This window comes from Hornefia porci (assembly GCF_001940235.1).
Lineage (GTDB): Bacteria > Bacillota > Clostridia > Peptostreptococcales > Anaerovoracaceae > Aminicella > Aminicella porci.
Window position 1 is genome coordinate 679,839 of record NZ_MJIE01000001.1, and the last position, 26,627, is coordinate 706,465.

Below are 26,627 nucleotides of genomic sequence, written 5' to 3' on the forward strand. Positions count from 1 at the left end.
CGTCCACTCCTCTCTGTGCACCGGGATGCGAACCTACTCTTCTCGTCATCGTGATGCCAACATAATACTACGCGGAAGAAAAAAAAGCAACAGGGAAAAACATATGAACGCAAAAAAGTCAAAAAAAAATTGAGCGGTTACATCTTATTTCACTCCGAAGGCTCCATCTTTCGTCCCTGCCCTTCCGCAGTTCCCGAAACTTTCCTCTTCAGCCCAGAACCTTGATCTCCTTTCCGGATAACCCTGGCTCCAATGATGTAACCGGCTCAATTATTCTGTTGCTCAAACACTTCTGGTGGACTCACCCTCCTTCATACGCCATATCAGCCAAGATATGACTTGATCTCAAGCGAACCTGCTTCGTCGCTTTACGCTTCCTTGCTTCTCGCTTTTCTTGTTTTTATTTTAGCACAATCGAAGGGAATGTCAAGTCAAAAACAGAATTTTCAATGTATTATTTCTTTCTCAGACAGAACGGCCTTAGGAAACAGAACGGCCGCGGAAAAGGATTTCCCGCGACCGAACCGTTCATTACCGTTCATTCAGCGATAAGCCCGATTTCCTGCTTTCACGCCATAGTTCCCGGATTACTGAAACACGACATAAACAGTATGGGCTTTCTTCACTGATTTAAACGTGTATTTGTTTTTCAGCTTCTTGTATTTTCCGTCGATTTTCACCGAAACCGTCCGGTGACCGGCGCGCGGCGTCACTTTTACAACGTATTTCTTGCCGTATTTGACTGTTTTAGATTTGCTCACTGTACCTGCTCCGCTCTTGCCGGTTTTAATCCGAAAACTGCGCAGAGTCTTCTTCAGAGCACGCGTATATGACTTGTACATATCGCGCAGATCCTCCGGATCCCTGCAGTCGCTGACCGCCTTTAACGCCTTGCGGACAATCGGCTTTGCCTTCTTCTGATTATACTTTTTCCCGTTCAGGTATTTCTTCAGATTCTTCCGGTATTTTTTCTTCAGCTTCTTCAGTTCCTTCTTTTTATCCGGAACCTTGTCCATCTCGGCCTTCATCTCATCGGCAACACTGTCGCGGACCTGCACCTGCAGATACATCATGTCGGCCCGGTCGATATATTTCCCGTAGATGGTTCCCAGCTTATCCCAGTTGTCGCTGCTGTAATCCCGCCTCTTGTACTGATAGAAGATCTGCTTCATTTTCTTCTTGAGCCGGACAATGTCTCCGCTAGACGCTTCCTCCATCTGGGATTCATCGATTCCCGCGGCCTTTGTCACATCCTGAATGAAGTGATCGTACCGCTTCAGCATGACGGTCATAATCTCATCCTTCTTCAGCTGCGCCTTAAAGGCCTTCAGCTGTCCGTCGAACGCATCCTTCTTTCCTTTGTAGCCCATATCAGGCAGATCCTGACGGATGTATTCCTTCGCCCATTTTACCAGCAGCTTCCGGGCGGCGGACATCTCTTTGTTCGTGTAGAGCCAGTTTCCGATGGAGATGCCTTCCTCTTCATCCTCTGAATCTTCATCGATCTCAATGTAGGAGTCATCCTCGTTCTCTTCGATTTCTTCAACCTCAGCTGCGACAATGGCGTATTCACCGAAGGTGCTCACCTTGTCGATTTTCTCTGCGAGTCCGGCCTTCCTGTCATTGATCAGCCCCCGGTAATAGGAGTTATAATCTGAAGCCTTGTAGCCGGAAAGGGCTTTTTTCGCATCCTTCTTCAGTTCCGTTTTCATATCCCTGAGGTCGGACGCCCCGGTTACATACTGCTTGGTCTGGCTTCCCAGAGCTTCTATGGTCTGAATCGGCTCCAGGATCTCATCGGGAACGATGATGAAAAAGAAGAAATATCCTTCGATTATCTCATCGGCCGAGGTTGCGTCGTTCACCCTCTTCATGACCGTATTGTATGCGGTCTGCATCTCATTCCATACCTCGGGACAATAGTCCTCTTCCTCTTCCACAGAGTCGTTCCAGGTGGATTTGATGGCGTCCCGGAGCATTTCCTTGATGTTTGTCAGGGAAACGTCTTCCTCATCGTTGCGGATTATCGCACCGATTCTCTTCTTGCTGAGTTTCTGTTTGCCGATGCTCACCTTACCGGTTTTTTCCGTGCTCGTTTTCGCAGAACCACTGTCAGCCGCAAAGGCCAGCGACGGCATAAATGTAACCGTCATCACTACGATCAGCAGCGCGATCATCGTCTTTTTTAACATCTTTCTACCGCCTCTCTGCTATTTCTTAACTACCGCCTTTACGACATTGGAATACCCGTAATAACAGGTCTTTCCGCCGTCTTTATAAAACGCTCTTACCTTGTAATATCCTTTTTTCTTCGTCTTGACGCTGCATTTCACGCGGCTGCCTGACGAAATCGTTTTCACTGTCCTGAACTTCCCGTTTCTGGAGTCGGAACGGCTGACGACGTACCCGGCGGCGACCGGATTCTTTTTCCATTTCAGTTTCACTGATGTTTTCTTCTTCTTCCCGTACTGCCGGAGATTATAGTCGCTCTTTCCTTTATACGTCTTCTTCGCGACGATCACTTTTTTGTATACAGTAATATCCGCATCCTCACCCGGCAGGCTGCTGTAGGATGCACTCAGATGGAACACGCCCGGTTTCTTCGGCGTGACCGCGCCCGTCCCGGAATCGACGGCAGCTACCGTACGGTCATTGACGGTCCAGGTTATTTTATCATTAGCAATGATGTCCGAGCCGCTTTTTCCGTTCTCATCCTGCAGAACAGCTCCGAACTCAAACGTCTTTCCCATCGGAATCCATTTGGCGGTCTTTGTGAAGACAATTTTCGCCGCTCTGTTCTTCACCGTGACGCTGATACTTCCTTTTATCATCTTCGGACTGCTCTCGGACAGTGCCGCCGCCGGAGCCGCAAATGCGTATCCGGTGATGGTGGCGGTTCCGGTTCCGACGCCTTCCACAGTTCCGCTCTCGTCTACAGTCGCGACAGACTCGTTATCGGATTTCCAGTAAATCTCTTTATTGCTGGCATTTCCGGGCAAAATCCTGGCCTTCAGATAGACGCTGTCTCCCACCGCGAGTTCATGGCTGGACGGCAGCTCCTTGCTGCTGACTGTCACAGACTCGACCGGCACGACTTTATTCACTGTAACCTCGCAGGCAGCCGTCTTTCCGTTCTCCGTCTTCGCGGTGACTGTCACCGTTCCCTCTGTCTTTCCGGTAACTCTGCCGTTCTGATCCACGGAAGCCACCGACGGGTCGCTGCTGGACCAGGTCACTTTTGACAAAGATGTCGCGGGCAGAACTCTGTATTCCAGACAGATATCATCTCCGGCGGTGACGGTCGCCTCCTTCAGCTTCTGTGTTATCGACTCTGCCTCCACCGAAGCGCTGGCGTTTTTGGCATTCTCCACGCACTTTTTCGCGTTCACCAGTCCGTATCCGCCGCGGTCCCTGCTGAATCCGTCAGACTTCACGGTCGATCCCTTGATGATATTCTGAACCTGCATTGCCGTCAGATCCGGGTTCGCGTCCAGCATCATGGCCGCGATGGCAGCCACCATCGGCGAGGCCATTGACGTTCCGCTCATCATCTCATACGAATCTCCCGGCGTGGTGCTCAGAACCGAGCTTCCCGGCGCCATCACGTCAATATAGGTTCCGTAATTGCTGTAGGAGTTGGCGAACACGCCCTTCTCATCTGCCGCCGCAACATCGATGACCTCTCCCATGCTCCCGGGATCGTTGTATGCGTCGTTTGCGTCATTTCCCGCTGCCGCGACAAAAACAACCTGCCTGTTGTTGACGCCGTCCAGAATCGCTTTTTCCTGCAGACGGTCTCTCGACTCGCCGCCGAAGCTCATGTTGATGACTCTGGCGCCGTTGTCGACGGCGTAATTGATGGCGTTGACGATGTCGAAGCTGTAGAAATATTCGCCATCCCGGCTTCCTCCCACCATCATGAATTTGACCAGATCATTCTTATACCCGGAGGCGACGCCCGCTCCGCCGTATCCGTTCCCGTAGTCGGCCGCGATAATTCCGGCCACATGTGTTCCGTGGTCAGAGGTGTCGTCCTTCGAGGTGATTTTCTGTCCGTTCAGCGTCCTGACATAGGCCGAAGATGCCATATTCGCCTGCAGATCCTGATGCTTCGTATCCATTCCGGTATCCACCGCGGCAACCTTTGTAACCGCATGAGACCCCGAAAGAACATCCCATGCGCCCCTGGCGTCCAGAAGACTGATCTGGTACTGATATTTGGCCGCGCGGGAGGGATTCAGATACGGGTCGTCGTTCCTGACTCTGTACCGGTAGTTCGGCTGTACATCCACAACCTTCCGGTCGTTCTGGAATTCCCGAATCGCTTCCTTCATGGAATCGCCCTGATCGAGCTTCACTCTGACGGCCTTCTCATCCTCGTTGGCCGTGATGATTTTCTTCGCGGTTCCGTCATGATTCTCCACATTTTTCCGAATACTTTTGTTCGAGATGCTGTCGTCATATGTGACAATCAGTTCCTGCTTCGCATACTTTCTTCCCTTGAGCAGCTCCGATGCGGTCTGCTGTCTGGCCGCCACATTACTTTCCGGGCCGGATGCCTCTGGTTTTTCCAACCCGAAAACGCCACAGCCCTGACTGATGATCAGTGCTGCGGAAAGCGACAGGGTAACGATAATCTTACTTCCTTTCACTGCGTCTCCTTTCCCAATAGCTGTGAACATTAACCTCCGGATGAAGGTCTATTCTCTCCACCCTTCCATCTAATTTTCTTATAATTCGCAATACCTGTCAAGTATTTTCTTTTTTATTCGCATGTTCAGCAGCAGCTTATCGGCAGAAGATGCTTGAAATTTCAATACAAAATCAGATCTGTTCTGTTGTCCTGCGGCAGGACTGTCTGTCAGTCGTCTCGCTCAGGAGCTCACGGCGCGGCGAAAGTCATCTGACCGGAGGCTCTGATATCGTCAAGGTGAAATTCCCTGCTCTCCTCTTTTCCGGTCATGATCCTGAGTCCCCCCAGCGCCAGCGCCTGCATCTCATGCTCTCCGGGATAAATATACACCGGTGCAATAAATCCCGCGTATTCCTCAATCATCGCCGTCAGCATCCCGGAATACGCAAGCCCCCCGGTCAGGATCACTCCGTCGCATTTTCCTTTGTGCACGATGGAGAGCTCCCCGATCCCCTTGGAGATCTGATAGGCCTGCGCCCGATACAGCAGCGCCGCCTCTTTGTTCCCGTCCGCAATCATTTTCTCGATTTCCCGGGCGTCAGAGGTTCCCAGATATGCCTTCAGTCCGCCGTTTCCGCGAATCATGGATTTCATTTCCTCATAGGTGTAGTTTCCGCTGTAACAAAGTCTGACGATGGGAAGGATCTGCGTAAACCCGGAGCGTTCCGGGGAAAAGGGACCGTCGTCGTCGCCGATGGAATCTACAATCTGCCCGTTTTCGATGGCACAAAGGGATACCCCTCCGCCCATATGGGCGATAATGAGTCTGAGGGAATCATACGCCACGCCCTGATCCTGCGCGAAGCGCTCCGCCATCGCGTGCATATTCAGCACATGGCAGCTGGATCTTCGTACAATTTCCGGAAATCCCGTGATCTGAGCCACCTTCGGCAGTGATGCGCCCGTAACCGCATCATAAATATATGCGTCGACGCCGGCTTCATCCCCCAGCATTTTACCGAGAATGCCGCCCAGATCGGAGGCATGAGGCGATGCGTACTCCTCATGAGACAGCGCGGTAACCAGTTCATCGTTCACCCGGTATCCGCCCGTCCCTATTCCCCATACCATACCGCCGCGGCACATTATATCATCAAAATCGGAAACGGACAGATTCTGTTTGTCAATGAACCGGCGAATCGCCTTCAGACGGAAGGGAATCTGTTCGTACAGACCGCCACAGGCGGCGAGCTCTTCCGGGGAATGAGAAACAGATTCCCCCGCAATTTCCTTTTCATCCTCATACACCGCCAGCTTCGTACTGGTGGATCCGGGATTGATAATCAGCTGACGGATACTCATAATTCTCCCCTTCCTGCGACCAGCGACGCCAGCGCCATCGATACGAATTTCTCCTCCGCAGACGCGCCTCTTGAGGTCAGCACCACAGGAACCTTCGCGCCTGTGACGATTCCGGCCATCTTTGTTCCTCCATGCAGAATCATCGCCTTGTGCATCAGATTTCCCGCGGACATATTCGGCACCAGCACCATGTCGAAATCGCCGCAGTAGGGACACTGAAAGCCCTTACGCTCAGCAATTTCCCGACTGAACGCGATATCGAAGGAGACTGGCCCCACAACCTCGCATCCCGGAAGCTCCCCGTTCCGGTTCATCTCCTCCAGAGCTGCGGCATCCACCGTCTCCGGCATCTTCGGATTGACCTTTTCGACCCCTGCGAGCACGGCGATGCTTGGATTTTCAACGCCCAGTCTGTGGAAGATATCCACCGCGTTCAGAATGATATCCCGTTTCTGTTCCAGAGTGGGATACAAAATCATGCCCCCGTCGGAGATCGCCAGCAGCCGCGACATCTGCGGAACCTCATTGTAGGAAAAAATATTCATCGTCCTGCCCGTGTTCATTCCGTTCTCTTTGTTCACAAGAGGCTTCAGCACGTCCCGCGTCTCCGACATGCCTTTCATGATAAAATCCGCGCATCCGTCGCGGACAAGCTCCACGGCCTTTTCACCGCAGTCCCCGGAATCTCCTCCGCACACGGTCTCGTACTGCTCCGGCTCTTCGCCGAACTGCTCCAGAAGCTCCCGGATCCGGGCCTCGTCTCCCACAAGAACAGGAACAGCGATACCTTCCCGCGCCGCGCGGATCACCGCCCGTATAACATGCTCCTCAGCAGCGCCCGCCACCGCGACCCGACGGGGCCGTTCATGTGCCTGACACTGCTCTACGATCTGAGAAAAACTGCTGTATTTCATCTTCCATATCACCCGCCTTCCGCGCATCGTGCATAATGCGTAATCTGATTCTTATTATATCGCATCTCCCCCGTCTGTCAATATTCAATACATGCTCTGCCATTGGCTCAGCCATTGAATTGTACGCGTTCCCATCGTTCTTGCACCGCTCCGTACCTTGACATCCCATTCGCACGTCCGTATAATGTACTAAAAATAATGTTTTGTGCACAAAGAAGGATTCCATGACTATCCAGAAAACAACAATCAGAGAACAGATCTATACAATCGTCCGTCAGCGCATCCTTTCCGGAGAACTTGGACTGGGCGAAAAAATCAACATCATGGCACTGTCCGCCGAACTGAACGTCAGCAACACGCCGGTGCGGGAGGCTCTCTCCATGCTGGAGCGCGACGGGCTCATCAAGGTCACTCCGAACGCCGGACCCCGGGTCATCGAATATTCACCTGAGCTTTTCGCGTCCGTGGAAAAGGCCGTGGAGGCGCTGATGCTGGGCGCCCTGGAGCTGAATATCCATACCGGGAAAAAGTCCGCTCTCTGCGATATGCTGCGGGAGGCTCTGACTCATCAGCTGGAAACTCACAAAACCGCACCTCTCCACGAATACACCCGGACCTCCATGAGGTTCGACGGCTGCTTCATCCGCTGCACAGAAAACGACTATCTGCTGAAGATGTATCTGGAGGTCATGGACATCTTCTACCTGGTCGCGCTGTACGACCAGTCCATCAGGGAGGAAGAACGTCTGATTATCATTGAGGAGCACAGAAAAATCCTCCGGGCCATCGAAGACGACAGGTACGAGGAGGCAAGACATCTGATTATGAAGCATTACGGCAGAATGAACGGTGACTCCGTACCGGAAGGGAAACAGACAAGGTGACTTCTATGCCTCAGACACTGACAGAACTTGACCTGAACACCTCCCCCAGAATCCTTCTCCTGGGGAACGGACTGAACCGCGCATATGAAGGCTTCTCCTGGTCGGACATGATCGCCGGCCTGGGCTACCGGGAATTTTCACTGCGGGAGCGCCGGGCCATCGCCAGTCTGCCCTATCCGCTGCAGACGGTAATCGCCACCGGAGACCGGATCGACACCAGACTGATGGAAAACGCTCAGAAATACGATACCGATCTCCTTCCGGCGCAGCAGGCGCTGTTTCAGTGCTTCACTGATCTGCCCTGGGACGCGGTGCTGACCACCAATTACACCTTTGAAATCGAAAAGGCCGTCGACCCCTCCTTCAATTGCCGTACAAAGGCTTATCTGCCTTTTCAGAGGAGAACGGTCGATGACGCGTCGGAAGAGGATACCTATGCCCTCTATCAGTATTACAAAATGGAGGATGCCGCGCCGATCTGGCACATTCACGGGGATCTGACGCAGCCGGACTCCATGATCCTGGGCCATTACTACTACGGAAACGCCATCAGCCGTCTGCACAACTACTCCCGTGTCTTCACAGAGGAAATCGCGCGGCGCGAAAAGGCCGGATCGTCCTTTGTCCCCCGTTCCTGGGTGGACTACTTCCTGCTTGGCGACGTATACATCGTCGGCCTGGGCATGGATTATTCAGAGTCCGATCTGTGGTGGCTGGTGAACTGCAAGAAGATCTTCGGACGCGGCTCCATCCGCCTCTACTACGCTACGGATGAGAAACTGAAACGGCCGGTGGAGCGCATCTCCTATATGCGGAAATGCCTGGCCAAGCAGCTTCTCTGCGAAGCCTACGCCGTGGAATACATCCCGGAGTCCCTGGAAAGCAGCGATTACGCGGACTATTACCGCAGAACTGCAGAGACCATCAGTCAAGATCTGTAAACGCCGGCAGAAAGAGCCATCGGTCAGGTTTTACAGACACCGGCAACAGGAACCGTCGGTCAGGTTCTGCGAACGCCGGCAGAAAAGCCCCGGACGGGAGCCGCAGACCGCCATCGAATCGAAGGCGCAAATCCGGCTATACCCGCCCCGGGGATTTTTTACACTTCAGAAAGGTCTTTTCAGAAGAATTATTCCTCCACATAAAACTCCATCGGATAGGGAAGATACGCGATCGGATCCATCTGATCCACTGTAACATATCCTGCCGGGGCGTTAATCAGCGTCGGAATCCGGTTTACGATGGTGGCGCAGGTGTGTTCCACCGTTGCCGGCTTCACAACGTAGTACTCCACATCCGGCTCTCCGCTTATCCACCAGTCGCACATATCCCCGTCCTCAGGACGGTAAACCTTTCCGATGGTCTCCTCCTCCACGGTAATCCCCTGCATGGTTTCCGCCGTTACCACGGCGGACATTCCGATGCAGCGTCCCGCCTGAATCTCTTTCCCCAGAGTGTCACTGTAAATATCCTCTTCCAGCGTGATCGGCACATGCTTCTGGTCGATGCTTCTGATGGTGAGGTGCAGCTTGTTACAGATGGCCTCTACAGAGTTCCATGCATAGGAGGCTTCAAATTCCTTAGGATGGGCTATATTCTTCTCAAATTCCTCCGGGGTGAGATCGCATCCGTGCGCGTTGGCAAGCGCCATTCCGTACTCATCCACATTGTAGCTGTAAGCTCCTTTAATCTTTGTCACCCTGTTAGAGCCCGCAGCCGCCATCGCCACCATGTTGATCCAGAATATGTCCTGCATCCCCGCGCCGGTAATTGTACATCCGGTCTCCTTTGCCAGCGCGTCCAGACGGTTGATTTCCGCTGCCGCCGTCGTCCACGGGTAAATCGCCTCCTCACAGGTCGTGATAACATTGATTCCCCGGGCAACGCACTTTTCCACCATCGGATAAATGTCTCTGATAAAACTGAATAAGGTCACGATAGCCACATCCGCGTCACATTCATCCAGAACCTTATCCGCATCGTCAGAGATGGAGACCCCGGTCTTGATTCCCAATTCCGCCCAGTCGCCGACATCCATTCCGATAATGTCCGGGTTCACATCAATTGCGCCGACAATTTCCGCCCCGTGCTCATGGGCATACCGCAGAATATACTTACTCATCTTACCGCAGCCATATTGCACAACTTTGATCTTTTCCATGTTTTACCTCCTCCCGTACCGATCAAACCGCGCGAAATAGAACCCGGTGGTACCTGTTCCGTGTCTCCGGTGCGGTGCTGGAATGCATACAAAGCCGGCAAAGAGGAAGCAAAGCATCTAACCATTGATGAAATAAAAGAAAAATATCATTTACATGATTTTGGCGGCCCGTTCTCCAAAAACGGATTAATTGATCTGAAGGAAAAAGGAACGTACCCGGTACGACGTTACAACATGTTTGCTATCCTTGATATCCCGCTGCTACCCTGGATCAAACTAAAAAAGCACCCGCGCGCCTATAAGATCGTTAAATACTCCGCGGTTGGCGCCCTTGTAGGGATTAGCTTTATATCAATCGCGCTTGTTGTAGGGATTATATTCTGTATATTTTTCCTCTTGTATATCGCGAAACTATAGAGCCGAGGATGCCGGCAATTATTTCGCCGCTCTCCGCAGCGGCCTTGGACACACGGCTGCCCGAATGTCCACCGGACATTCTCGCTTCACGCCGTGGCCTTTTCAGGTTCAAGTCCTTTTGATTAATCAATGTAATTAAAAGACGGTGGCACAAGCCACCGTCTTTAATTACATGGTTGCGGGGACTGTGTACGCATTCTGCAGAGCCTGCATTTTAAATGGTTGAGAGGCTCATCGCAGATTTTAATCCAAATACAATCCAATCTGATACATTACTAAATGCTTTAGCATCTGTGTATACCTGTCCTGACAATTTCCTTAAGTTCATCAAGTGATTGGATAATTACTTCTGCTATTTCCGGCCTCCTTTCGTTTTTATGCAATAAAAACCGGAAAGCCTATATGACCTTCCGGCATGTAATTTAGGGTAATCAAAGTTTTTGGGTAATCAAAGTTTTTTAGGGTCTCTGTTCATTCGGGTCTAACAGTGGGCTCCTTCCGTGGGGTCTGACAATGGGGGCAGTGCGTAGGGGCAAAAGAACTCAAAATGATTAGAGGAGGCCGTGATTGCCTCCTCTATGCTTCTTCATTTATCATATAACTGCAACGATTTTAAAATGAAAGGAGCATACATGAATGATATCATAAGATTTCTTGAATTAGAAGACCCTGCAATAACAATCGAGGACATCTCCACAGAGGGACGTGTCAAAACGGTTACGTTGTCGACACCACCGGAGATCAGATTCTGTCCCCGGTGCAGCTTTCGAATGCATTCCAGAGGGATCAGGATCCGAAGGGTCAATCATCCGATATTGCAGGACACGTATCAGTTAGTCCTTTTACTGAAGCAGCGGCGCTGGCGCTGTACGAACGGGCAATGTCGATATGAAGAAAATGAATCTTTTAATTTCATAAGTAAACACCGTCGGAACACAAACGCAGCCGACTTTCTCATCGTCAATGAATTCCGGGATCTGACTAAGTCTGCCGCAGATATCGCAAGGAAGTTCAACACTTCTGACACATACGCCATCAACGTATTTGACCGGTATGTCAACATGAAGAGGATTGCCCTGACGGATGCGATCAGCATCGACGAAGTTCATCTCGACATCGATCAGATATGTCAATATGCGCTGGTCGTTCAGGATTTTCATACAGGAGAAGTGATTGATCTGCTCGAAAGCCGCAGGCAGAATGTGACTGAACCATACTTCGCATCCATTCCAAAGGAAGAACGTTTTGCCGTTCAATATCTCATCACGGACATGAACAATGAATATCTTCGCTATGTTGAGAGATACTTTCCGAACGCAGTATCTGTCGTAGATTCTTTCCATGTGATCCAGTGGATCGTCAAAGAACTTGCGGATTTCATACGCGATCTGCAGAATACGATCAGAGAGCGTGACGAAATACGGCAGAAAAAACTGTCGGAAAAGGCCGGACACCAGGTAAGGCTTCCAATGTCCGATGAACTGTATCTGCTGAAGCACTACCGTTTCCTTTTACTTTCCAATGCAGATTCCATCACATATCACGAGGAACCACACATGGACCGGCACTTCAGATGCCTGATGAGAACCTCCGATTACAAGGAACGCTTTTTTCTCATTGATCCCGCGTTGAAAGAACTCCATGATCTGAAAGAGCGTTATGTGCGATTCAACACAGTAAATGCCGGCAAGCCTCAAAAGGCGGCAATCGAATTGAATCAACTGATCAATGACTACGCCCATTGCGATCACGACATCTTTATCCGTTTTTCCAGACTCCTGAAACGACACAGGGAACCTATCATCAACTCATTCGTTCTGATGGAACGGCTTGATAAAAACGGGGGCGCTATCATTTCGAGATTGTCCAACGGTCCTATCGAATCCACGAACAGAAAGGCCAAAGATCTGAAACGGATGGGGCGGGGTTTCCGTAATTTCAACCATTTTCGGAATCGGTTCCTCTTTGCTTCAAGAAACGATCCCCAATTAAACGGACGCGAGCCTGTCGGACAAGACCGGCCTCGTTCTTTAAGATACCGGAACACAGTTCCTAAGAGTAAACAGCGCGTCCTGAACGCTGAGCTCGAGTCGATTCTCGAAATGTACGACTGCTCAAAGGACGAGCTTCTTTCCCTTCGGCACTGGGTGGCTGAAGGCAACAGTCCTTTTAACAACCCGGATAGGATCCTCAATGAAGCGGGGCTTCCATGTGACTTCATTGCTGCCAGCAGAATACTGGACGAAGCCTTTCTTGACATCAATAAGGGAGGTGATTTGAGATGACCACCTATCAAGAACTGCATCAACATATCCTCGATCTTGAAACGGATCTCGATTTTCAAACAACGGAATTAAACTGCCTGTACGGATTCCTGTCCTGGATGAATCTATGGGATGAATTCATCTATTTCAGAAACCATGCTCATTCTGAACAAAATGAAGACGAACCCTTCCCACGTCTGGTACTTTAACCTAAACTCTCATTAAGAAAACTGACATCAGAATCGTTGCAATTCAAAGCGGAGATCACTTATCGATCCTCCGCTTGATTTTCCGTTCAGTTCTTGTTTGTTCAGACCCCATAGTTCGCCCCTAATGAACGACCCCACAGACTGTCCCTAACGACAGACCATAACGAATGACATCTGACCCTAATGCTTTCCCCCAAAAAACTTTGACAAACCCTAAAAAACTTTGATTACCCGTAATTTACTGTTACTCAATTAATTGTTCTATCATCAGTTCAATAATTCTTGATGGTAATCTGACCTTTCCACCATTGTAATGCTGCAGCTTTTTCAAGCAAGACAAGTATTCTTCTTTATCAATATAGAAATTATCATACAGCTCTTTCAGTATTCCTAGTGTCCCCTTTACTTCAACACCCTCCTTTTCCGCAGCTTTTCGGAGTGGTCCATCACCAGATAATAATACAATTTCTCTATTTTTAGCGATTGCAAGTGCTACACAATCAAATACTGATGGCTTTGCATATTTCATATTTAACTCTTCTGCGAGAAAAAATTCTTCTGTTGTCATTTCTGTAGGAACCAATCCATGCTCAATTAACCGTTCTCCCAAACCCTCTGGTTCTACAAGTTCGTTTCCAATAGCATCGCTATTCATTAAGAATACATATGGAAGCAGGAATGGCAGATTAATTTTGTCTATTGTCAAAAAATCTATCCAAACATTTGTGTCACTACTTATATATTCCATTCTATGCTCCTACAAAACAACAATGATTTGCAACTTCTTCAAATGGTATTTGTAATAGTTCTGCACCTTTCTGAATTGTTATTTCGTCCTCATTCACCGCCCTATAAACAAGTTGAGGAAATAAAGAAGGTTTTTCCATAGGAATCCTTGACTTTTCATTTTTTCTTCCACCTGTTCTGTTCAAATTAATAAAATAGTTTCTACAAACCGATTCATTAATAATACCACAATTTTTAGCACGCATTACTAACAAGGACATGGCTACACCATACTCTTCACAAATCATAAACATGTCAGTTTTTATTGATTTCCTGTGTACTCCAAGCTCTCTTTTAGCATCAATTTCTGGCAACAAAAATGCACCACTAATAGCTGTAGCCATCTTTTCTTTCTGATTTTCATCCATTTCATCAGGCCACTTAAAGGCAAAATGTGCAAGTTCATGACCTAAAGTGGTTCTCAATCGCTCAGCAGTCATATTCTTATTAACGGCAATATATGGGCGGTCATTTACTGTACCATTAATGCCAGAAAAACCATCATTCTCTATATCGATCATATAAACCAATACACCTTTGTTTTCAAGTAGTTCCATTAAATTTCCAACTGGTCCACTCTCTGCAAGCTTTAGATATCGCCTTAATCGTAACGCATTTTCTTCAATATCCTCACTAAGATCCACTGTATTGATTCTTGGGGCTTCAGGAAGAACTTCTCCACCTAAAAGTTCAACAGATTCAAAAAACCTGCTAAAATACTCTTCAACGGATTCCCTGACATAATCCTGTTGAGATTTATTTAGCTTCCCATTTTTACGGAACTCCTCATGTGAAAAAACAAGATTCTCATTTCTTGAAACTAAAAAGTCAGTAACCTTAACATTCAATGCTTCAGCTAATAATTTAATTACTGGCATATCAGGTCTACGTTCGCCGCTTTCATAATGAGTAATCGCCATAGTTGAAACACCTACCATAGAGGCAAGTTTTGTCTTTGTAAAATTATTCTTTAATCTGTAATATTTTAAGTTTTTATTAAACATTTTTCGCCTCCTTCCTTGCTCTTTAAGATTACATGGCGCAATTTATTCTGTTTATATTTTATCATTTCTTCAAAAAAAGTAAACACGTTTTGAATTCATTTTTCATAATTAGTATTATACTATGTATACGAGGCACGTAATTATGTGCCCCTTCTGTGTCTTCATATATTATTCTTACTGGTTGATATGGTTACGTCCAATGCATCAGGATTTGTGTAGTCGAAGCATATGGTAAGGTCTGCCTGTGGATCAAAGTCCACAAGCAGTACTCTATTACCTTGCCTTGCAAGTGCTACTCCAAGGTTTGTGGTACTCGTCGTCTTGGCTACACCCCCTTTTTGTGTACAGATTGAAATGACCTTACTCATCCTCATCACACCCTTTGTCATCGCAGCATTTGCATTCACAAGGATGAAGTGTGCCTTCAGCTATCTGATCACCAACCTTAAAGGAAAATGCGATTTCCTCAATTTCATGCTGGCATTTACAGCTATCACAGCTGCAGCATTCACACTCACATGAGTCCTCGTCATCTTCAAATTCGTCCTCATATTCTGCATCTGCCATATCCAGCTCATCCATAAAGGCTTCGATAGCACATTTTTTGAAGCTGTCATTGAATTTGTCAATTGCATCATTATTTCTTCTGCAAAGCACTCTGAGCTGTTCAGGAATGAAAGAGTAATCATGATCAATCAGAAGAATATCGATAAGGCTGATTGCATGTGCCGGTGAGATTTTCATCAGCTCCTCAAACAGATTCACGTAACCATTGAATATATGGAGTCCGTCTTCATACTCGCCGTGAAGTGTATAAAAGGTTTCTCTTGCTGAGAGTTCAACTGCCTCTGCAACTACTCCAGATAAATCTCTGATTTTCTCCTTCATTTCCTTTTCATTTGCAATAACTGTTTCTCTTTCGATTTTTTTGTTCTCCATTTTGTTTCCTCCTGTTTTTTGAAAATAAAAAAAACACACCCGTATTGGCGTGGTCATGTATAGTGAGGAAACTTTTATATATATTTACGTTTTGCATTCAGGAACTTGATAAGAGCATCATCAATAGCATCGGTATATTTACCTTCTCTGGTAAGTGCGTTTTTCCAGTTGATTAGACTGTATAGAGTAAGATCATGTATATCATCATCCATCGGAACCAAGTATTTATTCTTTCTCGTCATTTCCACCTCCCGAAGATATTGTAACCGAAACAGTTTGCTATTGGAATTATGCAATGAACAGAAAATCGCACATTCTGTCCCCACAAATAACTATGTATGGATGAACTCAGGGGCTCTCAGAAGCCCTCAGGTGCCCTCATATGCACAGTTTTTCTGATTTGCTGAAATCGATGAAACCATTGAAAATGCTGACTTCCCTTGAAAATAAAGAACTCGGAGCATTTGCTCCGAGTGTGAATCCTTGGTTACGGGGAAAGGACTGGCGCGTATGCTTACGCATCCGCCGTTCTGCGGCCGCTCTCTGCAGCGGCCTTGGACACACGGCTGCCCGAACGTCCACCGGACGTTCGAGCTTCACGCCGCGGCCTTTTCAGGTTCAAGTCCTTTCGATTAATCGATGTAATTAAAAGACGATGGTACAAACCACCGTCTTTTTATTACATGGTTGCGGGGAAAGGACTGGCGCGTATGCTTACGCATCCGCCGTCCTGCGGCCACTCTCTGCAGCGGCCTTGGACACACGGCTGCCCGAACGTCCACCGGACGTTCGAGCTTCACGCCGTGGCCTTTTCAGGTTCAAGTCCTTTCGATTAATCGATGTAATTAAAAGACGATGGTACAAACCACCGTCTTTTTATTACATGGTTGCGGGGAAAGGACTTGAACCTTCGACCTCCGGGTTATGAGCCCGACGAGCTACCAACTGCTCTACCCCGCGATATCATATTGTGTTGCTGTGACGCCCATTCTGTGTGATAGTAATGGTGCCGGCGACCGGGGTCGAACCGGTACGGGTATTACTACCCATGGGATTTTAAGTCCCAGGCGTCTGCCAATTCCGCCACGCCGGCAGAAAAAAATTGGCTCCGAGGGTGGGGCTCGAACCCACAGCCTACCGGTTAACAGCCGGTTGCTCCACCATTGAGCTACCTCGGAATAACGTTACTTTGTCCGCAACAGTTAGTATTATATAGCATAAACGGTAGGTTTGTCAACAGGAAAATTTGATATTTTTGGGTATTCTTCCACCGTTATTCCGCGCTCAGCAAAAACGTCAGATTTCGGCCGTTTTCATATCGTAATCCGCTTCCCTATCTCCATGTTTCAATGTTCTGCACAGCGTTATTCGGCGGTTTCACTGCACGCTGATCTGATGACCTCCGCGGCATCCTCCGGTGCGGTGATTCGGCAGATCTGCTCCGCGGTCAGTTCTGAAATATCCGCGCAGGCGCTGGTGCATCCGCAGATTACCAGAAGATATTTGTAGACGGTACCCGGTTCAGCGATATCAATCGCCCAGTCAGACCGCGCGTCCCGGATCTTCTGCAGAAGTGCGCCTCTGTCGTATCGTGGATTGCATCCTCCGCAGAATTTGACGCCGATCGTCACAGGCTCCGGCGCAGTCATCGCCCGCCGCCCTTCATCAGCGAACGGGCAAAGGCCATCATGTCCTCATCCACGGAGTTGTCCAGCAGGATCTCCCTGATTTCCGGCATCTCCCGGCGGAAAACTTCCTTTACAACGTTCTCCAGCGTGTCCTCCGCCGCATAGCAGCCGCCGCATGCGCCGGTGAACCGCACTGTGAGAACGCCGTCTTTGTAATCCCGCATTTCCATGCCGCCCATGTGGCTCTCCAGCACCGGATTTATCTTCTCATCGATAAGCGTCTGTATCTGTTCTCTTTTCTCGTTCTGCGCCATAGCAGCACCGTTTCCTTTCCTTCCGTGTCTCCATACGCGTTCTGTATGCGTTTCATGCGCGTTCCATGCTGCGGCTCCGGCCGCCTACATATACAGCTCCATCAGCGCCATGGCGGCCACCGGCAGAGTTGCCAGCGACATCAGCGTCGTCATCGCGATGCCCTTCGCCATCAGGTCTGCATTTTTGTTTTCCCTGGCGGCAATCGCAACGGAAATCACCGCGCCCGGAAAAGCCGAAGCAAACACCAGCGTCAGCTTGGCCCAGTTCGTGAGAGGCAGCCAGTTACAGCCCAGGAATGTCAGCACCGGCACAAGCACCACGTTGACAAGGCAGACAATAATAAGCTTCCGATCGGTGAAGGCGGATTTCAGATTGCTGTTGCTCAGCTGGATTCCCAGCACAATCATAGAGACCGGCACTGTTGCGTCCGCCAGAATTCCGAAAAAATCCGAGGCGATTTCTGGGAGCCGTATTCCTGTAATCAGAAGGACCAGTCCTATCAGTGCCGCCAGCATACACATGTTGCAGAGAGAGCGGAACACCGCGCGAATGTCCGCCCGTTTTTTTGTGCCGTAATTCAACTGCAAAACCTGCAGGAAATAGAGATAGAAAACGCAGGTGCAGTTTTCGATGACCATGAAATACAGCGCCTGGCTGCCGAAAATCGACGCCGTAACGGGAAATCCCATAAATCCGCTGTTTACGCTGGACATCAGAGCAAGAAGGACCCCCTGATCCTCCGGCGGCCGATACCGCAGTATCTTCAGTACCAGAAGACCCAGCAGCCATACAGCGAAAAACCAGATCAGCGTTCCCAGAAACACCTCTAATGTCGCCCGTTTCATTTCCGGCGTCAGCGGATTTTCCGACATGGAATCGATAATCATGGCCGGGATGGATATATACAGGAGAAGATTGACCAGATACTTGTTCGACTCTACAGGAAGAACACCTGCTTTGTTCGCGGCGTAGCCTACGGCAACGATGCAGAAAATCATAATAACCTTCAGAAAAACTGTCGCCATTTCCCCTCCTCAGGAAAGCCCCGGCATGACCGCCGCTCTTTTCTCTTCTCTGTCTTTTTCCGCGTTTTCCCGTACAATCCGGATTTTCTTCTCGTATTTGAGCCTCTTTTCCTCGTTTCCGCAGGCGTCATAGATTTCCACGAGTTCCCCCATCACATCGGTATTGCTGGGAGAATACTGCAGAGCCCGCAGGAACCTCTGCTCCGCCTCTTCCGGCAGTTCAAGGCCTTTATATGCCACGCCAAGATAATACCACAGCGGCCACCAGGTATTGAACCGTTCGTCGTCTTCATAATCCGACAGAATCGCAATACCCTCCTCATAACGTCCGCTGAGCACTGCGTTATATCCCTCTTCAATTTTGCAGGGCTCTGTGAGCTTATCCAGAAGCCCCCGGATTTCCGCCCGAAGCTCGCCGTCCTCCGACAGCTCCATGAAGCGGTCCCAGGTCAGCTTTGCCTTGATGTACAGCCCGAGATTGATATATCCGAATCCCAGGAAATAGAAGCCCATATCGTAGTCGGGGGCCTTCAATGTAAGCTTTTCAAAGGTTTCCAGCGATTCGGCCTTGAACCGCCCCACATATTCCTCGCCTTCCCCGTTCTCGTAGGCGTCTTTGCACGCGCGCCCGTAGCAGTAGAACGCATCCCGGTTTTCCGGATCCAGCAGGATTGCGGCCCGGAACAGGATACACGCCTCCTCATAGCTGTCATGCGCCGCCAGATCCACGCCTTCATTAATCAGGGGTTTTACAAAATCTGCCGTGAAGGTTCTCAGAATATACGCCTTGTAATTTTCCGCGTAACGGAAGTTGATGTCGCACCCGATCACATACGCCATGTTCCGGGCGATGGCCAGTGTCGAGAGACCCTGATCCAGCTCGGCTCTGCGGATTGGAACCGGAACGTCCTTCATAATGTCCCCGATACCGGCCCGGTTCAGATAATTGTCCGAAAGCTCGTCGAACAGAAATCCCTCTTCAATGCGGGGAATCAGATAATCTGAGATGCGATCCTTAAACTGCTGTTCCTTTTCCATTTACTTCAGTTCCCATCCTTTCTCCATAAACCGTCGGACGACCTCCGGATTCAGCGTGTCCATCAGATCCAGCGTCAGGAAATGCTCTGCTCTCGTGGAGATTCCGCTGAATTTCGCCTCCTGCTTCATGGCGAACCGGTACAGAATCCGGTACAGATCCTCCTTTTTATGAGAAGCCATATGATATTTTCCGGAATAATAGAAATCCGCCAGCCGCTCAAAGAAGCGGAACGGAGTGACTTCCATGTCTTCAATGAGGAATTCCAGCGTGCGCTGAAATCCGCCCCGGTTGTAGTAGAGATCAAGCACAGTCGTGACCATCTTCAGCTTGACAAAATCAATGGCGGACATGTATTTGTTACTGATCACCTCGTATGGCGCTTTGTTCCTGTAAACATACCCGTGCCTCTCTGCTTCCCTGCGGATCCTCGTGCCCTTCAGGAGCTTCAGAAACCCAAGCTGCAGTACCGACGGATGAACCGCATACACACGGTCGAAGGATTCCGCGAAGGACCGGTAATCCTCACAGGGCAGTCCCGCGATAAGGTCGACGTGAACCTCGATGGTTTCCAGTTCCATCAGCTTGCTGATGTTCTGCAGGACCCCGGCGGTTTCGGTCTTCCGGCTGATTTCCCTCAGAGTGTACGGGTTCGCCGACTGCACGCCGATCTCAAACTGAAAAAGCCCCTTCCGCGCTTTGGACAGGATCCGGAAGGAATCCGAATCGAGAAGATCTCCGCAGATCTCAAAGTGGAAGTTCGTGGTTCCGTTGTCTTTGTCGATGATATACTGCCAGATCTCTCCGGCCCGCGCTTTGTTATAGTTAAAGGTCCGGTCAATGAACTTCACCTGACGGATATTTTTGTACATCAGATACCCGATATCCCTGCGCACACGCTCCAGGGAAAGCTCCCTCACCGTGCTGTCCACGGAGGAAATACAGTAAGAGCAGCGGAACGGGCATCCCCGGACGGATTCGTAGTACACGATCTTGTCCGTCTCCACCTCCAGATATGTGTAGGGGAACGGGAGCCGGTCCATATAGGGAAGCGAGCCCGCCTCGTTGGAAATAACCGTGTCCAGACCCCAGTAGGTCAGACTGCTGACCTTGCTGAAGTCCCTGTTCCCCGAAATCAGCTCGCGGCAGAACTGGGAGAACGGCTTTTCGCCCTCTCCGCGGATGATGAAATCGGCCCACGGGTTGTCCCGAAGAAACCTCTCGCTTTCATAACTGACCTCTGGTCCGCCCAGAAGGATGCGGAGATCCGGGCGGGCCTTTTTCAGGTCGCTGCACAAAGAGCGGATCTGTTCTATATTCCAGACATAGCAGGAGAAACACACCAGATCATATCCGCCCCGCATGATTTCTCCGAACACGAGATCCCGTTCGTTATTGATGGTAAATTCGCGGAGCTCCACATCCAGCCCGGAATCCGCCACTACGGAATAGAGATATTTCAGCGACAGATTCGTATGGATATATTTCGAATTTAATGTCGTCAGAAGAATTCTCATTACAGCATCCTAAACCTTTCATCCTTCAGCATTCCGCTGTCCTCCATGGCCCTTCTCAGCTTCGCGAGCATCGCCTCTCTGTCCTCCGGAAGCGTGCCCTTCAGTGAAAGATAGTTGGAGGCATGATTGCTCCGGAACACACACGGCTTCTCCGGATTCATGTTCTCGATCATCAGGCAGGTTTCCGCGATCACCTCTTCCGGCGACAGCAGCCTGAACTCACCGCTCCGGATTTTTTCATAGAGCGGCGCCGCGGGTTCCACCATCAGCGTCAGAAGCGCCACATAGGACGCATTCATCCGGCTGATCATTCTGCCGCTTTCAATGGCGTGCTCGCGCCAGCCGTCTTTACCGGCCAGTCCGGAAATGAAGGTGACTGACGCCTGGATCCCGGAATCCTCAATTTTGTGAACCGCCTCGATGAGCTGTTCTCCGGTCACGCCCTTGCAGATATCCTTCAGAACCTTTTCGCTCCCGGACTCCGCGCCGATATAAATCATGCGCACTCCGTTTTCGTACAGCTCGCGCAGCTCCTCCGGCGTTTTGTGAAGCACATCGGCGGCGTTTCCGTAAACGTTTACTCTCCGGCATTCCGGAAACAGCTCCCGAATTTTCTGCAGAATCACCAGAAGTTTCCGGTTGGACAGGCACAACGCGTCCCCGTCGCACAGGAAGATCCGCTCTACATGCCGGTAAAGCCTCCTGGCCTCTTCCAGATCCTCCATGACCTCATCCATGTTCCTGAGATGAAACTTCTTGTTCTTGAACATGCTGCAGAATGTGCATTTGTTGTGTGTGCAGCCGACCGTTACCTGGACAAGCAGACTGTAAGCCTCGCTGGGCGGCCGGTAGATATCTCCTTCGTATCTCAAAATTTACTCCATTTCGTTTCTGTCTGATTCAGTCCGGAACTGTACCGCACGCTGCGGCGTTCCGCACGGTCTGTCACGGCAGACCACAAAATCCCCGTCCGGATTACATGCGTTCCGGCGCCTTCATTCCCAGCAGCGCCAGACCGTTCCGGATTCCGTTCTTGGCTGCGATGGTCAGTGCAACCTTGGCCACCCGCTCCTCTTCATTTTCTGAAAGAATGTGTTCATCATGATAGAAGCGGTTGTACGCCTGAGCGATGTTGACAATATGACGGGTGATGATGGAAGGCTCGAACTTCTCGCCGGCTTCCACAACAGTCTGCGGAAGAGCGTACAGCAGACGGGTCAGAGCGTACGCACTGTCGCTGTTCAGATAACTGAAGTCCACATCATCCAGATTCCACGCCTTCGCCACAGTTTCTTCGCCCGCCTTGCGGAGCACGCTTGCGCAGCGAGCGTGAGTGTACTGTACGTACGGGCCGGTCTCTCCGTCAAAGTTCAGAACCTTGTCCCACTTGAACACATAGTCCTTGATTTTGTTATTCGAAAGCTCCTGGAAGATCACCGCACCGATTCCCACCTGATGCGCCACATCGTCGATGAACGCCTCATCCGCAGCGGGATTCTTCTCTGCGATAATCTCCCGGGTCTTCTCAACCGCCTTGTTCAGAACGTCCTCCAGGAAGACCACGCGGCCGGCCCGGGTGGACATGGTTCCGTCCTCCAGGCTGACCATTCCGAACGGCACGTGAATGCAGTCCTTCACCCAGTCATAGCCCAGCAGCTCCACGACCTTCATCCACTGCTGGAAATACAGGTTCTGCTGCGAGGCGACCACATAGATGTTCTTATAGAAGTCGTAGGTTTCCTTCCGGTACACCGCGGTGGCAATATCACGCGTACAGTACAGCGTGGAGCCGTCTGATTTCGTGATCAGCGCCGGCGGCATGCCGTACTCCTCCAGGTCCACGATCTGCGCGCCTCTGGATTCCTCCAGCAGCCCTTTCTCCTTCAGCTCATCGATGAAGCGCTGCATCTTATCGGAATAGAAGCTCTCACCGTCCACCTCGTCGAACTCGATGTCCAGCATCTTATACACGCGGTTGAACTCCTTCATGGATTCCTCCCGGAACCACTTCCAGAGCTTAACTTCCTCCTCCTGCCCCTTCTCCAGATCCGCGAAAGCCTTTCTCGCCTCATCGTCCAGCTCGGGGTGCTTCTCCGCCTCCACATGGAATTTCGTATAGTATCCCAGCAGAGTGGTAATTGGATTATCCTTCACGTCCTGCTCATTTCCCCAATGCCGGTACGCGACGATCATTTTCCCGAACTGGGTGCCGTAATCGCCCACATGGTTCAGCCGTCTGACTTTGTAACCCAGCGCCCGGTAAATCAGATTGATGGAATTTCCGATCACGGTGCTGCGGATATGACCGATATGGAACGGCTTGGCGATATTCGGCGAGGAATATTCCACGATCACAAGCTTTCCGTCGCCCACATTCGTCTTTCCGAAGTTCTCCCCGTCCATCGCATCCTCCAGGGTTGACCTGGTATACATTTCCTTGGACAGGAACATATTCACATATGCGTTGACCTGCTCGACCTTCTCGAACAAAGGCCGGTCCGCGATCGCCTGAGCGATGTCTGCCGCGATGCTCTGCGGAGACTTGCGCAAAAGCTTTGCCAGGCGGAAGCACGGGAATGCGTAATCTCCCATTGCCGGATCCTGCGGGATCTCGACCAGCTCCAGAGCGTCCTCCTCGCTCAGCTCGCTGACCTGTCCGGCGATTATCTTTGATATTTCTTCTTTGTAGTTAACCATCTGTCGATCTCCTTTTCCGATATTACTTCTATTCCATGCTCTTTTAATATTCGTACAAAACATCCGTCGCCCGGGATCGTCGTTCCGGTAAAGGTTCCGTCATAGATCGATCCGCTTCCGCAGGATGGACTGTTTCCCTTCAATACGGCCCCTTCAACGGGCTCTCGTCGCTTCTCCGCCTGGCGCAGAACGTGCTTCCAGGATTCCTCCGCACCGCGCCGGAAGGCCTCGGTCACGTCTTTTCCGGCTCGATCCAGGATCCGTTCCCCGGAATATTCCGCCGGCGGACGGGGAGACTGCAGGCCTCCCGCAGTCTCCGGACATACCACGCAGCAGGAATGCGTCTGATAAAACCGGATCACATCCCCGTTCCGGTTATTTCCTCCGTTGTATTTACAATTATTGCCCAGCAGGCAGCTGCTTATGATATACATATTTCTCCCTACTCTGTCTAATCTGTTCTGAGGGTGACGATGGTCACGCCCTCTCCCCCCTCATTATAATTGCCGGGGCGGATCGATGCAACATGCCGGTTTCTTTTCAGCGACTGCCGGAGCCCCTTCTGCAGGATTCCCTCTCCCCGGCCGTGAATGACCGTGACCTCCTTCAGCCCGGCCATATACGCGTCGTCAATGTATTTATCCACGTCCATCCGCGCGCTGTCCAGATTTTCACCCTGCACATTTACCGAGCTGTGAACCGACTCCGTCTTCCGCTTCATCATGCCCCCGTAGCTTTTCCGCGCAGCGGGCTTCTTCGCCTTCGTCTTCTTTCCGTCTACCACCAGCATCAGATCGTCCAGATTTACTGTCACCTTCATGATGCCGACCTGCACCTGAAGTTCTCCCCGGTCGTCGGGCAGTGTGAGCACCTCTCCGTTCTGGTCCAGTGACAGAACGCGGACCCGATCGCCGACCCTCAGCTGAGACGCACTGACAGGTGCGCTGTTGACCTGACGGATCACACGTTCAGCGTATTTTTTCTCATTTTCCTTCAGCCTGCGGCGATTGCGGTCAAAGGCTTTGTTCCGCGCTCCCAGGCTGTCCATCCTGGACAGTTCCCGGAGCTCCTTTTGCACCTCGTCCGCTGTGGCTCTGGCTTCCCGGAGCATCTCTCGGGCCTCCTGACGGCTGTCAGCCATCAGAGTTTCCCTCTTCTTCCTGAATTCCGCCTGTTCCTCTGTCAGTCGCGCCTTTATCTGTTCCGCCTCGGCACGGATCCGTTCCGCTTCGGCCAGTTCTTCCTCAGCTCTTTTTTTGTCCCTGTCGATGGCGGAGATCACGTCCTCGAACTCGAGATCTCCCCGCTCGATCAGTTCTCCGGCGCGGGCCACAATATCTCCGGGCAGCCCCAGCTTGCCGGAAATCTCAAAGGCGTTCGACTTCCCCGGCGTTCCCAGCCGCAGCCGGTAGGTCGGACTCAGGGTTTCCACATCGAATTCCATAGAGCCGTTTTCCACGCCGTCAGTGGAAAGCGCGTACTTTTTAATCTCATTGTAATGGGTCGTCGCCACCGTCTGCGCCCCGCTGCGAAACAGCCGTTCCAGGATCGCGACGGCGAGGGCTGCTCCCTCTGTCGGGTCTGTTCCCGCGCCCAGCTCATCCAGAAGCACCAGAGAATTCTCTCCTGCCCGCCCGACGATTTCCACAATGTTTTTCATATGCGAAGAAAAAGTGGACAGGCTCTGCTCGATGCTCTGCTCATCGCCGATGTCTGCGAAGATCTCACTGTACACCGGTACCCGGCTCTGTCCCGAAGCGGGAATATGAAGACCGCTCTGCGCCATCAGCGCAAGAAGGCCGATGGTTTTCAGCGTCACGGTTTTCCCTCCTGTGTTGGGTCCTGTGATCACCAGCGTGCGGTATTGCTCCCCGATGGAAACTGAAACAGGAACGACGCTGTCCGGATCCAGCAGCGGGTGGCGCCCCTCCCGGATCACCAGCGCACCGTCTGTGCTGATTTTCGGTTCCTCGCCCTTCATGCGGAGGGAAAGCTTCCCCTTCGCCATTATAAAGTCCAGGCGCACCAGATTCTCCTGATTATTGCGCAAATCATGGCAGCACTCCCCTACCTGATCGGAAAGCTTCTGCAGAATACGGGAAATTTCAGCCTGCTCCGCAAGCTCCAGCTCACGCAGCTCATTATTCATGTTCACGATAGCCTGAGGCTCAATGAACAGAGTCGCGCCGCCCTTCGACTGGTCGTGCACGATTCCCGGGAATCTGGACCTGTGCTCCAGTTTCACCGGAATCACATACCGCCCGCCCTTGATCGTCACGATACTGTCCTGAAGATATGGTCTGTTCGCCTGACTGTTCACGATCTGGTTCAGGCGGCTGCGAATGGACTCATTCTGCCGCTGGATGCTCCGGCGGATCCCGCGGAGCTCCGCAGACGCGTTATCCGCCATCTCATCCTCCGACAGGATGCAGCGGTCGATATCCGCCTCAAGCCCCGGATGCGGCACAATCAGCTCCGCAAGAGACGAAATCAGCGGAACCGGGGGAACGTCCTCCTTCAGAAACCGGAGCACGTTGGAGGCCGCTGCCAGATCATAGTGAACCTGAAGCAGCTGTTTCATGGTCAGGCAGCCGCCTTTCCGCGCAAAAGAAACGATCCCGGCGATATCATAAATGCCGCCGACGGGCAGCGGCCCTTTACGCACAATAAGGTCAACCGCTTCCGTAGTTGACCTTAACTCTTCGGATACGCTCCGGGAATCTGTCTCCGGCGTCAGAGAAAGCGCCATTTCCCTCGCCATTTCACAGCCGGCCTCGTCCTTCAAAAGCTCTTTTATTTTATTGTACTCTAAGATATCGATCGCTTTTTCGTTCAT

Annotated in this window: 23 protein-coding genes and 3 tRNA genes; 4 read left to right on the forward strand and 22 right to left on the reverse strand. The window is 50.9% G+C overall.

Annotated elements, in window-relative coordinates:
• Positions 1-587: 587 nt before the first annotated feature.
• The 4 genes from BHK98_RS03225 to BHK98_RS03240 form a co-directional block, all read right to left on the reverse strand.
• Positions 588-2,192, reverse strand: a complete 1,605-nt coding sequence (locus BHK98_RS03225; RefSeq protein WP_075712161.1) for a hypothetical protein — start codon at positions 2,190-2,192, stop codon at positions 588-590.
• A gap of 18 nt (positions 2,193-2,210) precedes the next feature.
• Positions 2,211-4,652 (reverse strand): S8 family serine peptidase, encoded by a 2,442-nt coding sequence (locus BHK98_RS03230; RefSeq protein WP_158024449.1) that lies wholly within the window; start codon positions 4,650-4,652, stop codon positions 2,211-2,213.
• Between the two features lie 230 nt (positions 4,653-4,882).
• Positions 4,883-5,995, reverse strand: coding sequence for a butyrate kinase (buk, locus tag BHK98_RS03235; RefSeq protein WP_075712163.1), 1,113 nt, complete (start codon positions 5,993-5,995; stop codon positions 4,883-4,885).
• Positions 5,992-6,909, reverse strand: a complete 918-nt coding sequence (locus BHK98_RS03240) for a phosphate acyltransferase (RefSeq protein WP_075712164.1) — start codon at positions 6,907-6,909, stop codon at positions 5,992-5,994. Before BHK98_RS03240 ends, buk begins: the two co-directional genes overlap by 4 nt.
• A gap of 224 nt (positions 6,910-7,133) precedes the next feature.
• On the opposite strand from BHK98_RS03240, the gene BHK98_RS03245 reads away from it, so the two are divergent.
• Positions 7,134-7,793, forward strand: coding sequence for a GntR family transcriptional regulator (locus BHK98_RS03245; RefSeq protein WP_075712165.1), 660 nt, complete (start codon positions 7,134-7,136; stop codon positions 7,791-7,793).
• 5 nt (positions 7,794-7,798) lie between these two features.
• Positions 7,799-8,734 carry an SIR2 family protein gene (locus tag BHK98_RS03250; RefSeq protein ID WP_075712166.1) on the forward strand — a complete coding sequence of 312 codons (936 nt, stop codon included), beginning with the start codon at positions 7,799-7,801 and terminating at the stop codon, positions 8,732-8,734.
• A 188-nt stretch (positions 8,735-8,922) separates the two neighbouring features.
• Here the strand turns inward: BHK98_RS03250 and BHK98_RS03255 are convergent, their stop codons facing one another.
• Positions 8,923-9,954, reverse strand: coding sequence for an NAD(P)H-dependent amine dehydrogenase family protein (locus BHK98_RS03255; protein WP_075712167.1), 1,032 nt, complete (start codon positions 9,952-9,954; stop codon positions 8,923-8,925).
• Positions 9,955-11,003: 1,049 nt separating this feature from the next.
• Here BHK98_RS03255 and BHK98_RS03265 point away from each other — a divergent pair.
• Complete coding sequence (locus tag BHK98_RS03265; RefSeq protein WP_158024447.1) at positions 11,004-12,656, forward strand: ISL3 family transposase; 1,653 nt, start codon at positions 11,004-11,006, stop codon at positions 12,654-12,656.
• Entirely contained in the window at positions 12,653-12,844 is a 192-nt protein-coding gene (locus tag BHK98_RS03270; RefSeq protein WP_075712099.1) for a hypothetical protein, read from the forward strand. Before BHK98_RS03265 ends, BHK98_RS03270 begins: the two co-directional genes overlap by 4 nt.
• Before the next feature lie 244 nt (positions 12,845-13,088).
• Here the strand turns inward: BHK98_RS03270 and BHK98_RS03275 are convergent, their stop codons facing one another.
• The 17 genes from BHK98_RS03275 to BHK98_RS03350 form a co-directional block, all read right to left on the reverse strand.
• Positions 13,089-13,592, reverse strand: a complete 504-nt coding sequence (locus tag BHK98_RS03275; RefSeq protein ID WP_075712169.1) for a PIN domain-containing protein — start codon at positions 13,590-13,592, stop codon at positions 13,089-13,091.
• 1 nt (position 13,593) lies between these two features.
• A complete protein-coding gene (locus BHK98_RS03280; protein ID WP_075712170.1) occupies positions 13,594-14,634 on the reverse strand; it encodes a helix-turn-helix domain-containing protein in 1,041 nt (346 codons plus the stop codon).
• 161 nt (positions 14,635-14,795) lie between these two features.
• Positions 14,796-15,002, reverse strand: coding sequence for a ParA family protein (locus BHK98_RS13940; protein ID WP_143404521.1), 207 nt, complete (start codon positions 15,000-15,002; stop codon positions 14,796-14,798).
• Entirely contained in the window at positions 14,995-15,573 is a 579-nt protein-coding gene (locus tag BHK98_RS03290) for a hypothetical protein (protein ID WP_075712172.1), read from the reverse strand. Before BHK98_RS03290 ends, BHK98_RS13940 begins: the two co-directional genes overlap by 8 nt.
• Positions 15,574-15,647: 74 nt before the next feature.
• Positions 15,648-15,815 (reverse strand): hypothetical protein, encoded by a 168-nt coding sequence (locus tag BHK98_RS13455; protein WP_158024450.1) that lies wholly within the window; start codon positions 15,813-15,815, stop codon positions 15,648-15,650.
• Positions 15,816-16,457: 642 nt separating this feature from the next.
• Positions 16,458-16,533: transfer RNA gene (locus tag BHK98_RS03295), tRNA-Met, on the reverse strand.
• 44 nt (positions 16,534-16,577) lie between these two features.
• Positions 16,578-16,666, reverse strand: a tRNA-Leu gene (locus BHK98_RS03300).
• Between the two features lie 10 nt (positions 16,667-16,676).
• Positions 16,677-16,751, reverse strand: a tRNA-Asn gene (locus tag BHK98_RS03305).
• A gap of 186 nt (positions 16,752-16,937) precedes the next feature.
• On the reverse strand, positions 16,938-17,222 hold the full coding sequence (locus BHK98_RS03310) for a hypothetical protein (protein ID WP_075712173.1): 285 nt from the start codon (positions 17,220-17,222) through the stop codon (positions 16,938-16,940).
• Entirely contained in the window at positions 17,219-17,515 is a 297-nt protein-coding gene (locus tag BHK98_RS03315; RefSeq protein ID WP_075712174.1) for a NifU family protein, read from the reverse strand. The genes BHK98_RS03310 and BHK98_RS03315 overlap by 4 nt, the downstream gene beginning before the upstream one ends.
• Before the next feature lie 84 nt (positions 17,516-17,599).
• A complete protein-coding gene (locus tag BHK98_RS03320; RefSeq protein ID WP_075712175.1) occupies positions 17,600-18,541 on the reverse strand; it encodes an AEC family transporter in 942 nt (313 codons plus the stop codon).
• A gap of 9 nt (positions 18,542-18,550) precedes the next feature.
• The gene (locus BHK98_RS03325; RefSeq protein ID WP_075712176.1) at positions 18,551-19,579 is read right to left on the reverse strand and encodes a tetratricopeptide repeat protein; all 1,029 of its coding nucleotides are present in this window, start codon (positions 19,577-19,579) and stop codon (positions 18,551-18,553) included.
• Complete coding sequence (locus BHK98_RS03330; RefSeq protein WP_075712177.1) at positions 19,580-21,094, reverse strand: B12-binding domain-containing radical SAM protein; 1,515 nt, start codon at positions 21,092-21,094, stop codon at positions 19,580-19,582.
• Entirely contained in the window at positions 21,094-21,966 is an 873-nt protein-coding gene (locus tag BHK98_RS03335) for a radical SAM protein (protein WP_075712178.1), read from the reverse strand. Before BHK98_RS03335 ends, BHK98_RS03330 begins: the two co-directional genes overlap by 1 nt.
• A gap of 103 nt (positions 21,967-22,069) precedes the next feature.
• Positions 22,070-23,791 carry an arginine--tRNA ligase gene (gene argS / locus BHK98_RS03340; protein WP_075712179.1) on the reverse strand — a complete coding sequence of 574 codons (1,722 nt, stop codon included), beginning with the start codon at positions 23,789-23,791 and terminating at the stop codon, positions 22,070-22,072.
• On the reverse strand, positions 23,758-24,225 hold the full coding sequence (locus BHK98_RS03345; RefSeq protein ID WP_075712180.1) for a 2-thiouracil desulfurase family protein: 468 nt from the start codon (positions 24,223-24,225) through the stop codon (positions 23,758-23,760). The genes argS and BHK98_RS03345 overlap by 34 nt, the downstream gene beginning before the upstream one ends.
• A 17-nt stretch (positions 24,226-24,242) precedes the next feature.
• Entirely contained in the window at positions 24,243-26,627 is a 2,385-nt protein-coding gene (locus tag BHK98_RS03350) for an endonuclease MutS2 (protein WP_075712181.1), read from the reverse strand.